At 68.7% G+C, this 13,101-nt stretch carries 11 protein-coding genes; 6 read left to right on the forward strand and 5 right to left on the reverse strand.

Annotated elements, in window-relative coordinates; all coding sequences use genetic code 11:
* Positions 1 to 214: 214 nt before the first annotated feature.
* The 5 genes from QRN49_RS01295 (at position 215) to QRN49_RS01315 (ending at position 7,525) form a co-directional block, all read left to right on the forward strand.
* Positions 215 to 3,712, forward strand: coding sequence for a TM0106 family RecB-like putative nuclease (locus QRN49_RS01295; protein WP_284753512.1), 3,498 nt, complete (start codon positions 215 to 217; stop codon positions 3,710 to 3,712).
* A 128-nt stretch (positions 3,713 to 3,840) separates the two neighbouring features.
* On the forward strand, positions 3,841 to 5,460 hold the full coding sequence (locus QRN49_RS01300; RefSeq protein WP_209131043.1) for an AAA family ATPase: 1,620 nt from the start codon (positions 3,841 to 3,843) through the stop codon (positions 5,458 to 5,460).
* Between the two features lies 1 nt (position 5,461).
* A complete protein-coding gene (locus QRN49_RS01305) occupies positions 5,462 to 5,890 on the forward strand; it encodes a hypothetical protein (protein ID WP_111030277.1) in 429 nt (142 codons plus the stop codon).
* A gap of 205 nt (positions 5,891 to 6,095) precedes the next feature.
* Positions 6,096 to 6,923 (forward strand): ComEA family DNA-binding protein, encoded by an 828-nt coding sequence (locus QRN49_RS01310; RefSeq protein ID WP_284753521.1) that lies wholly within the window; start codon positions 6,096 to 6,098, stop codon positions 6,921 to 6,923.
* Positions 6,920 to 7,525, forward strand: coding sequence for a 4Fe-4S single cluster domain-containing protein (locus QRN49_RS01315; RefSeq protein WP_209130693.1), 606 nt, complete (start codon positions 6,920 to 6,922; stop codon positions 7,523 to 7,525). The genes QRN49_RS01310 and QRN49_RS01315 overlap by 4 nt, the downstream gene beginning before the upstream one ends.
* A gap of 341 nt (positions 7,526 to 7,866) precedes the next feature.
* On the opposite strand, the gene QRN49_RS01320 is transcribed toward QRN49_RS01315, so the two are convergent.
* Positions 7,867 to 8,553, reverse strand: a complete 687-nt coding sequence (locus QRN49_RS01320; RefSeq protein ID WP_284753527.1) for a hypothetical protein — start codon at positions 8,551 to 8,553, stop codon at positions 7,867 to 7,869.
* A 591-nt stretch (positions 8,554 to 9,144) separates the two neighbouring features.
* On the opposite strand from QRN49_RS01320, the gene QRN49_RS01325 reads away from it, so the two are divergent.
* Complete coding sequence (locus QRN49_RS01325) at positions 9,145 to 10,002, forward strand: nuclease-related domain-containing protein (protein ID WP_284753529.1); 858 nt, start codon at positions 9,145 to 9,147, stop codon at positions 10,000 to 10,002.
* A 31-nt stretch (positions 10,003 to 10,033) separates the two neighbouring features.
* Here the strand turns inward: QRN49_RS01325 and QRN49_RS01330 are convergent, their stop codons facing one another.
* From QRN49_RS01330 to QRN49_RS01345, 4 genes are all read right to left on the reverse strand, one after another.
* Positions 10,034 to 10,459, reverse strand: a complete 426-nt coding sequence (locus QRN49_RS01330; protein ID WP_194622235.1) for an SseB family protein — start codon at positions 10,457 to 10,459, stop codon at positions 10,034 to 10,036.
* Between the two features lie 95 nt (positions 10,460 to 10,554).
* Complete coding sequence (locus QRN49_RS01335; protein WP_111030284.1) at positions 10,555 to 11,358, reverse strand: glucose 1-dehydrogenase; 804 nt, start codon at positions 11,356 to 11,358, stop codon at positions 10,555 to 10,557.
* Between the two features lie 157 nt (positions 11,359 to 11,515).
* Positions 11,516 to 12,181: a GOLPH3/VPS74 family protein gene (locus QRN49_RS01340; protein WP_111224932.1), complete on the reverse strand. Its 666-nt coding sequence runs from the start codon at positions 12,179 to 12,181 to the stop codon at positions 11,516 to 11,518.
* 77 nt (positions 12,182 to 12,258) lie between these two features.
* Positions 12,259 to 13,050 carry an HNH endonuclease family protein gene (locus tag QRN49_RS01345; RefSeq protein ID WP_284753535.1) on the reverse strand — a complete coding sequence of 264 codons (792 nt, stop codon included), beginning with the start codon at positions 13,048 to 13,050 and terminating at the stop codon, positions 12,259 to 12,261.
* Positions 13,051 to 13,101: the final 51 nt, after the last annotated feature.

The raw sequence follows: 13,101 nt of genomic DNA on the forward strand, positions 1-13,101 counted from the left end.
CGACGACGATGAACGCTCACGACCTCCAGGCGATCGAGCCGGATGCGCCCGAAGAAGGCGGCCACATCCTGCTCTCTTCGATCAGCCTTTTCATCTGCTGGTAAGCCGAGTGCACATCGGGACGGGTCGGACCCCTGAGGGGTCCGACCCGTTCTCGTTCGGTGTCGGCGCCCACCCCTAGGCTTTCAGGGCACCGGAGAGCAAGGGGGAGCGCATGCAGATCGGCGTCGACGGGCACGTGCTGCTCAGCCCGAGTGACCTGAGCACGTGGTCGGCCTGCGAGTGGGCGTTCCTCCGCCGCCTCGACGCCAAGGTCGGCCGCGGGGAAGCCCTGCCCGACGTGCACGACGACATGCTCGAGCGCACCGCACGGCTGGGGGACCAGCACGAGCTCGACTACCTCGACATCCTCAAGCAGACCCGCAAGGTCGTCGAGTTCGACCGCCCCGCACCGCCGGACTACGCACGCGCCGCGGCCGAAGCACGACAGGCCTTCGCCGACGGTGCCGACGTGCTCTACCAGCCGACGTTCCACACAGCGCCGACGGCCGACGCCCCCGGGTTCATCGGCTTCGCGGACTTCATCATCCGGAACGACCGCGGCGAGTACGAGGTCTACGACACCAAGCTCGCCCGCCACGCCAAGATCAGCGCCCTGCTGCAGCTCGCCGCGTACGCCGAGCAGATGCAGGCGCACGGCATCCCCACCGGCGAGCAGGTGCACCTGGTGCTCGGCGACCGGACGACCACCACGCACGACCTCGCCGACATCGCGCCGGTGTACCGCACGCAGCGCGCCGAACTGCAGCGGGTCATCGCCGAGCGCATCGCGGCAGACGAACCGCTGCGGTGGGGCGACCCGCGCTACTCGAGCTGTGGCCGATGCGCCGTCTGCTCGACCCAGGTTGCCGAGCACCGCGACCTCGTCCTCGTCGCGGGCATGCGCCTGGACCAGCGGGCGAAGCTGATCAAGCACGAGGTGCGGACGATCGACGACCTGGCGGTCCGCACCCGGGCAGTACCGGGCTTGTCCCGCGCGACGCAGGATCGGCTGGTACGGCAGGCGAGCCTCCAGATCGAGTCGGAAGACGCCCGACGGACGGGCGCCGACGGGCCGGGCCAGCCCGTGAAGCCGCGCTTCGAGGTCCTCGACGCCCGTGCGCTCGACGCGATCCCGGCACCCGACCCGGGTGACGTGTTCTTCGACTTCGAGGGCGACCCGCTGCACACCGAGGACGGCGTGCACTGGGGCCTCGACTACCTGTTCGGCCTGGTCGACGACCACGCCGAGTTCACCGCGTTCTGGGCGCACACCATCCGCGACGAGCGGGTCGCGCTGGAGCAGTTCCTCGCGTTCATCGAGGCCCGGCGGCAGCAGTACCCGGGCATGCACATCTACCACTACGCCGCGTACGAGCGGACCCACCTGCTGTCGCTCGCCGCCCGGCACGGGGTGGGTGAAGAGGCCGTCGACGACCTGCTGCGCGCCGGGGTCCTGGTCGACCTGTACCCGATCGTCCGCAAGGCCCTGGTCGTCGGCAGCCACAGCTACTCCATCAAGAAGCTCGAACCGCTGTACATGGGCTCGGACCTGCGCGAGAGCGACGTCACGAATGCCGCGGACAGCATCACCGCCTACGTCGACGCGATCGAGGAACTCCGGAACGGCGACGCCGTCGAGGGGCAGCGGATGCTCGACCAGGTCGCCGACTACAACGCCTACGACTGCCGCTCGACCCTGCGCCTGCGCGACTGGCTCCGCTCGCTGCGCACCGACGACCCCGACGCGGCCGACCCCGCGCTCGAGCTCGAGGTCCCACCGATCCCCGTCGAGCGCGAGCCGAACCCGGTGTACGTGGCGCTCGCCGCGCAGCTCGAGGACGTCGACGCCCTCGACCGCACCCCGGACCAGACCGCGTTGGCGCTCGCCGCGGCCGCGATCGACTACCACCGCCGCGAGGCCAAGACCTTCTGGCAGGACCACTTCGACCGCCTGCGGAACCCGGTCGACGACTGGGCCGACACGCGTGACGTCCTGGTCGTGGAGCGTGCGTCCGTCGAGCGCGACTGGGACACGCTGCCGCGTGCCCGCTCGCAGTCGCGGGAACTCCGGTTGTCGGGGACGCTCGCGCCCGGCTCGCGGCTCCGGCCTGGAGGCACGCCCCACCTGGTCTACGACGACCCGCTTCCGCCCTCGGTCGCCTCACCGGGCCCCGGGTCGAAGGGCGCGTCGTCGCGCGCCGTGATCATGGACGCGTGGGACAACGGGGATGCCGTCGAGGTCCTCGTGAAAGAGGGACTGCCCGTCGGCGGCGAACCGCACCACGAGTTCCCGGTGGCCCTCGCCCCGTCGGCGCCGCCCCGAGCGAAGCCCCAGCCGGAGGCGATCGCCTGGTGGGGTCAGGCCGTGCTCGACGAGCTGCCGGCGATGCTGCCCGACCCTGCGCTCGACCTGCTGCGTCGGGTGCCCCCGCGTGGCCCGATCGTCCCGGTGCAGGGCGACGACACGGTGTCGGCCGTCGTGTCGACCCTGCTCGGCCTCGACCGGTCCTACCTGGCGATCCAGGGCCCTCCCGGCACGGGCAAGACCTACGTCGGCTCGAACGTCGTCGCCCGGCTCGTCCGCGAGTACGGCTGGCGCGTGGGGGTCGTCGGCCAATCACACGCGACGTCGGAGAACTTCCTCGCCTCGGTGGTCAAGGCTGGCGTCCCGGCGGACCGGGTCGTGAAGGTGCCGAAGTCCGGCGCGACCGAGGACGAGCTCGACGCCGCGGCCTGGACCCCGGTGAAGAACGGTGCCGCGGTCGCCGCGTTCCTGTCCTCGTCCGAGGCCTCGGGTACCGGCGGTGTCGTCGGTGGCACGGCGTGGACGTTCGCGAACGAGTCGACGATCGAGCGCCGTTCGCTCGACCTGCTCGTGGTCGACGAGGCCGGACAGTTCTCCCTCGCACCGACCATCGCGTCGTCGGTCGCCGCGACCCGGCTCCTGCTGCTCGGGGATCCCCAGCAGCTGCCCCAGGTGTCGCAGGGCTCGCACCCGGAGCCCGTCGACGAGTCTGCGCTCGGCTGGCTCGCCGACGGCCAGCACGTCCTGCCGTCGGAGTTCGGGTACTTCCTGGCCCGAACCCGCCGCATGGACCCCGCGCTGACCGAGTCCGTCTCCGCTCTGTCCTACGACGGAAAGCTCGCCTCGATGGTCTCCGGCCGGCACCTCGACGGCATCGACGCGGGTGTGCACCCCGTGCCGGTCGTGCACGCGGGCAACACGACGTCCTCTGCTGAAGAGGCCGCCCGGGTCGTCGCCCTCGTCGGTGACGTCGTCGGTCGCACCTGGACCGACGGTTCCGACACCCGGGACCTGACCGACGAGGACGTCATCGTGGTGGCGCCGTACAACGCGCAGGGGGCACTGATCCGGCAGGAGCTCGACCGCTCGGGCTTCACCGGCACTCAGGTCGGCACCGTCGACCTGTTCCAGGGCCGCGAGGCCGTCGTGTCGATCGTGTCCCTGGCGGCATCGAGTGCGGCGGACATCCCACGCGGCCTCGACTTCCTGCTCATGCCGAACCGGTTGAACGTGGCGATCTCGCGGGCGAAGTGGGCGGCGTACCTCGTGCACTCGCCATCGCTGACCACGGGGCTGCCGCCGTCGATCGCGGGCCTGTCCCTGTTGTCTCGCTTCATCGAGCTCGTCGAGCCAGCACAGCGGTGAACCCAGCCAACGAGCGCTAGGACGCGGAAAACCGCATCATTCGTTCGCCCCCGGTCTGGGGTGCGCGTCGCACTAGAGCAGAGCAATGGTTGTCCAATAACCTCCGAGCGTGGAAAGGGGACCTCGAATTGCAAGCTGACGGAGCCGTCTTCAGAACGAAGCTCATTGATCTCATCAGGGCGAGACATGCGGTCCTGCTGGTCGAGAGTCACGAGGCCGAGCGCGTGACCGCCGAGATCGAGCGCGTCGCACTCGCCAGCGAGCTGAAGCGTCCTCGGCAGGTCGTCCACTTCACCCTCTCGAAGGGGCTTCATGCGGCGGGCGAGCGCGGGAAGCCGCTTCCTGCGCAAGAGGGTCTCGCAGCCGCAATGGATGCTGCCGAGCCCACCATTTTCGTGTTCCACGACCTCCACCATTTCCTCGGAGCAGGCGGTCGTCCTGCCGAGCCCGGCGTCGTTCGCGCGGTACTGGACGTGGCCGCTCGTTTCCGAACCGGGGACGTGCCGCACACACTCGTGATCGTTGCTCCTGCGCTGGCACTCCCTGTCGAGCTGGAGAAGGCTGTGACGGTCGTGGATCTTCCGCTCCCGGGACCCGCCGAGATCGACGGCGTGCTCGAGGAGATCGTCGCGGCCAACCGAAACAGCATCACGGTCGCGTTGTCAGCGGAGGAGCGGCACCGCCTCATCCAGGCGGCGCAAGGCCTCACGCTCGGAGAGGCGGAGAACGCATTTGCACGCGCGATCGCCTCGGACAAGGTACTCGACGCAGAAGACATCAAGCTCGTGCTGGACGAGAAGCGGCAGACGATCAGGAAGTCCGGACTTCTCGAGTTCATCGCGCCGTCGCGAACGTTGGACGATGTCGGTGGGCTGGACAATCTGAAGCGTTGGCTCCTCAAGCGGAACGGAGCCTGGCTCGGTGAGGCCGCGGAGTGGGGGGTCCCCGCTCCGAAGGGTGTCCTCATTACCGGGGTTCCCGGATGCGGGAAGAGTCTGACAGCGACCTGCATCGCGAGCGCATGGGGGCTTCCGCTCCTGCGTCTCGATGTCGGCAAGATATTCGCTGGACTGGTGGGGTCCAGTGAGCAGAACATGCGAAAGGCCCTCAGCCTCGCCGAAGCAGTTTCGCCGTCCATCCTCTGGATCGATGAGATTGAGAAGGGGTTTGGCACCGGAGCGGGAGATTCCGGTACCAGTGGCCGAGTCCTGGGCACCTTCCTGACCTGGATGCAGGAGAAGGCGTCGAACGTCTTCGTGATCGCAACGGCCAACAAGATCGATGGTCTTCCGCCTGAGTTCCTCAGGAAGGGGCGTTTCGATGAGGTGTTCTTCGTCGACCTGCCCACCCGTTCTGAACGAGCCGACATTTGGAAGCTTCACATCGAGAGTCGCCTCCGCAGCGGTCCGAAAGCTGCTGGAGCCTTCACTCTCGATAAACATGCAGTGGACGAACTCGCAGCAGCGACGGACGGGTTCTCCGGCGCCGAGATCGCAGAGGCCGTCATTTCCGCGTGTTTCGACGCCTTCGCGGATCGTCGTGCAGTCGTCCTCGCTGACTTCGCACGGGCCGTTCGGAACACCGTCCCGCTCTCGGTGACGCAGGCCGAGCAGATCAGCGCCGTTCGCGATTGGGCGGCGACGCGTGCGGTCGCAGCCACACCACCGGAAACCGCGGCGCCGCTCTCGCCCGTACTCGTCACGCATTCCAACCAGTCGCCACGTGGCGGCCGAACGATTGAGTTCTGACATGAGCCTTGAGGTCCTCCTGATCCCGCTCGGCATCGCCGCCTACGGCGCGTGGCGCGAGAGTCGCAGCACCGACCTGTGCGAGAAGTGTCAAACGACGCGGCTCACTGATCAGCGTCTCCTCGTAGAGGCGGTCGTTGCCCTCGGATCGGCGCACGTCGAAGAAGGCGACGGCCGCGTGACCGGTACCATCGGCGCCAACACGTTCACCTTCCAGCGTGTCGGTGAGGTGTTCCTCGGTCGCATCGACGGTGTCGCTGATGATGTGACCGCAGCGTTCCTGGCCCACCTTGAAAAGCGGGTCGGGTCCATCGTCCAGGCGCGAAACGTAGAGCTCATCAGGGAGCGTGCTGCTCAGATGGGTTTGAACCTCGTGAGCGAAGTTGCAGCCGACGGTTCAGTGCAAATGGTCTTCGAGGAGCGCGCATGACGAAACGGATAGTCGTGACACTCGATGCCGACGGCTCGATCGTGAGCCGGGCCGCCGGGGTCTCTGGACCAGCGTGTCTCGACGAGATGAGCACTCTGACGACTCTTACGCCGCACGCGGTTCTCCAGGAGTCCAGGTTGACGGCGGAGTACGAACAACCGGCAAGCGTCTCGGAAATCACTACGAGGAATCTTGAGGACCGGGCATGAACACCCCCGAGGAACGCCTTTGTTCGCGATCGTGGCGTCTCCGACACAGTTCGTGGGTTCTCTGGTCCGTTCTCACCTTCGGGCTGGTGAACGCTGTGGGCTTCTGGATTGTTGCCGCGAAGACGAAGCGTCTCGCTTGGATTCTCATCGCAGTGGGGTGGACGGTCATCGATGTACTCGTCTGGGTGCTCTCCTCCGTCGTAGACACGGGGACGAAAGCTGATCCATCAGATTCGATTGAATCGACCCTGGTTGGCTTGTTCGTCCTTGCGAACTGGGCTGGCGGGATCGTGCACGCGTTTCTTCTTCGGAAGAGTTGGCTGCGCTGGCGCGCACACCACCAGCCTGGAGCCTGGTACTCAAGCTCGGACCGGAGCAACGGGGCCCCAACTCATCAGCCGATGCCGATGTCTCGCCAGCAAGCCGATTCCGTCCTGCGTAATCCCGAGGCAGCGGACTACCGCTTGCGGTCTGCGCCGCCCGCTCCGGAGGGCGGGGGAAGGAACGCGGACGCGCCGCCGTCGGGCGCTTGGCGACCTCCGCAGCCCGTCGACGTGAATCGAGCAGGCGTCGACGCTTTCCGCTCGTTGGGCCTCACGCCGCAGGACGCACAGCACATCGTGCTCGCTCGTGATCGGCTGGGCGGCTTCAGGTCGAAGGATCAGCTGATGACCGCTGCCGGCCTGCCGCCGCATGTCTACCTCAACCTGCAGCACCTCCTTGTTCTCGGAAGCCAGATGCAAGGCGACCCATCGACTGCCGGGGCGGCGACCGAAACCCACGGTGGTCCCGGAGCGACCACCGGTCGACGGCTCGACCTTTGACGAGACTCCAGGTCGGGAGACTCCTGTCGGGAACCACCGCCGAGGGTCCTGGTCGGCGCACCGCTGTCTGGACACAGGGCTGTAGCATCCGTTGCGCCGGGTGTATCAACCCCCATTTGTTCACCACTCGTGGCGGGCGCGCGGTCGCAATCACGACCATCGTCGAAGCTGCACTCGCTTCAGGAGACGAAGGGCTCACACTCCTCGGAGGCGAGCCCTTTGACCAGGCCGAAGCCGTCAGCGAGCTGTCTGCAACGGCCCGACGGGCAGGTCTCGGCGTAATCGCGTTCTCCGGGTACACCCACGCGGAGCTTGCAGCTCGTGTCGATCTCAGCAACGTGGACTTGTTGGTTGACGGACCGTACGTGAAGGAGCGACCCGAAGGCCGCCGGCCGCTCGTGGGATCGGAGAATCAGCGATTCATCCACCTCACTGATCGGTACGTCGGGCAGCTTCCGTGGTCGAACACAGTCGAGGTGCGAGTCGGACCGGATGGTTCGATCGACCTAGCCGGTTTCTTGCGTGACGACGATCTCGCTCAATTCTCCCTTGGCATCGGACGCCGCCGATTCGGAGGCGACGGTGCTTCGCGGGTGAACTGATCCGGTCTCAGCCGGGCTAGAAGGCGGCGCACTGCGTGGCTGGAGAGTCAAGTTGCCACCGAGTCATCGCTGCAACATCGGCGTCGATCTCCCTAGGACCCCGTGCACAGTGGCCGCGTAAAACTGTCTTTTCAGGCGAAGGATTCTTCGTCGGGTTCGACAGCGAGGTCCCCGATGCCGTGACGAGCGGCGCGAGGGCCTGGACCGCTCCTCCGTGCGAGCCTTTGCGGGCGGCTCACTCGCACACTTAACGGCGCCGGGGCTTCCGCCGTCGATCTCAGGGCTCTCGTTGTTGTCCCGCTTCATCGAGCTGGTCCACCCCCGTCGCTGAGCGGTGGGGATCATCCCGACTCGACGGTGCCGATGGTCGAGCTGTAGGTCGCCACCGCCCCGAACTGTGCTCCGATGATCGTGACGGTCCACGCGGTGCCGTCCGGGGCGACGGAGTACAGGACGCGTGCGCCATCAGGAACGGCAACGAGCCCGGTGCCGTCGGGCAGGAGGATCCGCTCCGGCGCGGTCAGCCCGACGGACAGAGTCGACGGGTACGGACCGATGCCGAACCTCTGCTCCATGACGAAGGCGAGCGTGCCGGCGCTCTGTACGACGGCCGACCGCTCGGTCTCGACAGTCGCCGGAGCTGGCGGCGCGGCAGGTTCCGGCGTCGCTGCCGGAACAGCAGACTCCACCGGAACAGCGACGGCCGGGCGTTGCGGGACCGCAACCGGTCCGACGGCAGCGCTCCGGCCATCGAGGGGGAGCGAGAGTGCTGGCAGGTGGACACCGGTACCCGCCAGAGCAGACCCGATGACCGCGTACGCCATGAGCGCCGTCCCGACGCTGCCGAGGATCGCACCTCCGCGACCGAACGCCCGCGCAGTGGCCGAGTCCCATCGTGCGGTCTTGATCGCCTGCACGCCGAAGACGATCGCCGAGATGCCGATCGTCGAGACGATGAAGCCCGTCTGGATCCCGGACTGTTGCGGCTCGATGAGTGCGATGACCACGCTGCCGAAGCCGAGCAGCATCGCAAGGGTCGCGAACGCCCAGGGCCTCGTGCGCCGGCGTGACTTTGCATTCAGCAGCGGTGAGGGTGCGTGGAGTGTCGGCAGCCGGCGAGCACCGCTTCGCGAGGGTCTTGACGAGTACTCCGGAGGGGACCAATCTCGTGGTCCTGGACCGCCCAACGGCATCGTCGTCCCCCGTCCGCTCAGTACGACGGACCCATCTTGATCGGCTACGCCGACGTGAGCGATCCCCAGAACTGGGTTGACGGGCTGGCCAGAGTGAAGGTGGCAGACCGCTACGATCACGCGGACATCGGCACGGGACGCCCCTCGGCCTCGGGCAGGCCATTCGTCGGACGAGGCCGCAGGGATGGGCGGTCGCTGTCGGCACCGCGACCGTCCTGGCGATCGTGGTCTCCGTGACCTGGGTGGTTCGTCGCGGAGTACGCCGGGTGAGTCGGCGCTGCATGACGGTTCTGGTTCGCGACACCCGAGGATCGTGAACCAGAACCGTCAACCGCGCGAAACCATAGGCCCGCCCGCCCGCCCGCCGCGCCGTGACGCCAGAACGAGGGCTGGCCGGACCAGACGTCGTCCTGGAACCGTGGAGGCATGGGGGAGCACACGATCACCGCAGACCGCCCGAGCCCCAAGGGAACGGCGCCGCTGACACTCCGCGCCCGCAAGCCCGGGTACGCCGTGATGCAGCAGTGTCTCGCGGTCCAGGCCGACGGCCGCGCACTGACGACCTGGCAGCGGTTCTGGGGGCACGACCCGCTGCGGCCGGAAGCCCGTTCGTGGTTCAAGGGGGCGATCGGCGAGCGGCAGGTCGCGGCGCAGCTCGAGGAACTCGGCCCGGACTTCACGGTCCTGCACGCTGTCCCGATCGGGAAGGGCAGCACGGACATCGATCACATCGTGGTCGGTCCGACCGGCGTCTTCTCGATCAACACGAAGAACCACTCCGGTCACGCGGTCTGGGCGGGCGGACGCACACTGATGGTGAACGGCCAGCGGACGCCGCACCTGCACCGCGCGCTGGCCGAGGGGGAGCGTGCGACTGCCCTGCTGTCGGCCGCGGCGGGCGGTCCGATCCTCGTGCAGCCGATCCTGGTGGTCGAGGCTGCCGAACTCCGGTTCGGCAAGAAGCCGCCGGCAGCCGTGGTCCTCGAGCCCGAGCGTATGGGGAGCTGGATCCGCGGCCTCCCACGTGCGCACTCCGACGAAGCCGTGCGCTTCCTGTCGATGCTGGCGGAGGAACGGGGCACCTGGCACGTCGACGCCGTGGTCATCAACGACACACTCCGCCACGTCCAGCGCTTCGAGCGACTCGAACGCGAGATCGCCGACGCTCGCTCCCGCCGCAGCCTCATGCGCCGGGCTCGGGTCCTCGCGGTCCTGGCCGTTCCGGCGGGTGGTCTGCTCGGGTACTGGTGGGCCGTCGCTGTCGCGGCGATGGCGGCTGCCTGACGACGATCCCGCCGAGCCTCTGACGCAGCGGTCAGTCGTCGCTGGTCGGGACGCCGCTCTGCATCTGCACCCGCATCTGGGCGAGGACATCGGCGTGCAGGAAGTTCGCCTCGGCCGCACTCGTGGGGTCGACCACGATGCCGAACTCCTCGGGGAGCGCGGACACGAGCTCGGACATCGGCACCGGACGCCCCTCGGCGTCGGGCAGACCGGCGGCGAGTTCGGCCGGGTCGGTGAAGACGGGCACGAACGGCTTGTCCCGGATCATGACGTGGGCGACGCTGCCGGCCTCCGGAGTGCCTGCCGGCTTCCAGGGGACCCACGCCGCGCTGCGCAGGAAGCCCGCGGGCGAGGCGGCCATCCTCCGTCGCAGTTCGGCGGCCGCGGTCGGCGGGGCCTTGTCGACGCCTCGGCCGAAGGCTGACCCGTTGGTCTGATCGGTACTCACACCAGCCATGCTGTCACGGTCGGCGGACACGGCGGGGCCGAGCCGCGCCTCCAGGCCGAAGCCCGGCGCACGCGGACGTGGGCCGGGCGTCGGAGGTGACGGACTCAGTACGCGGCCGACTGCCCGCCGTCGATCGGGACGACCGTCGCGTTGACGTAGGACGCGTCGTCGGACAGCAGGAAGGCGACGACCGCGGCGATCTCGGGGGCCTCGCCGTAGCGCTTGGTGGGGTTGACCTGGATGAACTCCTCGGCGGCCTTGCGCGGGTTCTCCGCATCGAGCTGCTTCATCGAGTTCTCGACCATGGGCGTCCAGATGGCTCCGGGGGCGATGGCGTTGATGCGGATGCCGTAGCGGCCGTACTCGACCGCCGAGTTGCGGGTGAGGCCGACGACGCCGTGCTTGGCGGCGGCGTACCCGGACTGGTTGCCGATGCCGCGGATGCCGCCGACGCTCGCGGTGTTCACGACCATGCCGGAGCCCTGCTCGCGCATGACCTTGAGCACCTTCTCGAGACCGAGGAACACGCCACGCAGGTTGATCGACACGACGCGGTCGAACTCGGCGGCGGTGAAGGACTCCGTGGGGTTCTGCTTGCCCTCGATACCGGCGTTGTTGAAGAAGCCGTCGATGCGGCCGAAGCGCTCGGTCGTGGCGGTGACGTAGGCGTCGACCTGGGCCTCGTCGGACACGTCGGCGACGGTCGTCAGGACCTGCGCGTCGGGGGCGGCTTCGAGCACGGCGGTCTTCGTCGCCTCGAGTCCCTGCTCGGAGACGTCGACGAGGGAGAGCGCAGCGCCCTCGGCTGCCAGGCGGACGGCGGTCGCGCGGCCGAGGCCGGAGCCCCCGCCGGTGATGAGGACGACGCGGTCGGTGAAGCGGGTGGTGCCGGTGGTGGTTTCGGGCATGGTGGGAGGCCTCCTGAGGTCTTCGACGGTGAAGGGCTCGGGGTCCGCGGTGGGGCAGCGAGTCCGATCGATGCATCTGCATCGAGATACCTAGACTACACCTGTCGTTTAAGAGTGGAAACAGCAGGCGTCAGGGCGCCCCATCACGCTGCCGGCCTCAGCTCGTCACGATCGACGTCGTCGTTGCCATGGTCGCAGCCATGATCACGACGATCGTCGCGGCCTCGATCTCCTCGAGCACGGCCTTCACCGCCGGGCTCGCCCAGGTGCCCGAGGTGATCTCCTTCACCAGGTCCTTGTCGACGGCGCCGAACTGCTTGCGCAGGGTGTTCGTCGCGTCGAGCAGGCCGATGACCGCGGCGGAGAACGGCGTGGGTCCTGCCCGGCCAGCCAGCACGTCCCCGATGCCGGAACGCAGCAGTGCCTCCGGGGCTCCGTCCCGCTCCGGGTGCTTCGTGGTGGGGAAGAGGCCGAGCACTTTGCCCTGCTCGACGCTGATGATGCCCCTGGCGACGAGGCCGGCGAACACGTCGTCGCGCAGCCGCTGCTTGCCGAGTCGGCTCACCCACCACTTCGCCTTGCGCGGTGCACCGGATGCCGCGATCGACCCGACGACGCCGTCGAGCACCGGGTCGCCCGTGGCGGCGCCGTTGACGACGGTGACCAGCCCGCCCTGCAGCGAGAGGACACCGCGGAGTGCGAGGTCGGCGAGGACCGCGCCCGCGAGACCGGTGTCCAGCGTCTGCCCGTCGAGGGACTTGCGGCCGTCGGGCTCGACCTGCAGGAGCGCGAACGCCTGTGGGACCGTGAGTTGCTCAGCCATGCCCGCAGCCTGCCACGCGGGGCGGAGGTGCGCCGGGCCTCCGAGCCGACACCCAGCGGCGCCGGACCCGCCCGACGTCAGCAGGCGTCCAGCACCCGCACCATCGCGTCCCGCTCCGCCGGAGCCACCCACAGGCGGTACTTCGCCTTCACCGTGACCTGGTGCTCGATGTAGGTGCAGCGGAACGCCTTGTTCGCGGGGAGCCAGGTCGCCGCGTCGCCGGAGCCCTTCTGCGAATTGGACCGGCCGTCGACGGCGAACAGGTTCACCGGGTCGTTTGCCAGCGCCTGCCGCTCGGTCTCGGTGAGGCGCTGGGCCCCGGTGCGCCAGGCGTTCTCGAGTGCGACGACGTGGTCGATCTGCACGAGGGTCGAGGTCGTGTCGCCGCGCACGAAGTCCACCGTCGCACCCGTGTACGGCGAGACGAGGGTGCCGGTGAGCACCTTGCAGCGGCCCTCGCGGGTGATGTCGGCGAGGTCGCGCGCGAGGACGTCGTTCCGGGTGTCGCACCCGTTGTGGTCGACGTCGAGCCAGGCGCTGCCGAAGTCACCGGTGCGGTCGTAGCCGGTGCCGGCTGCCTTGCCCTTGACGGGCAGGTCGGCGAGCTGGGTGCGTGCGCGGACCGCGTCGGCGTCGGTTCCGCGGCTGACGGTCGGACTGGAGGCTGGGCTCGCCCCCGACGGCGCCTGCTGCGGTCCGATCGTGGTCGTCTCCCCGGCCGTGGGGCCGCCCGCAGCGGTCGTGCCCGCTGCGTCGGCGTCCGGCCCGAGGACACCGGTGGCATCGAGGGCGTAGCCACCGACGGCGAGGGCCAGGACGACGAGGACGGAGGTCAGGGTGATGCGGCTGCGGCGTCGGCGGGACGTCATGCGGTGGGACTCCAGGTGGTGCGGGGCGGAACGTGGTGCGGGTCGAACGGG

This window comes from Curtobacterium sp. ME-Dv--P-122a, assembly GCF_030209645.1.
Classification (GTDB): domain Bacteria; phylum Actinomycetota; class Actinomycetes; order Actinomycetales; family Microbacteriaceae; genus Curtobacterium; species Curtobacterium flaccumfaciens.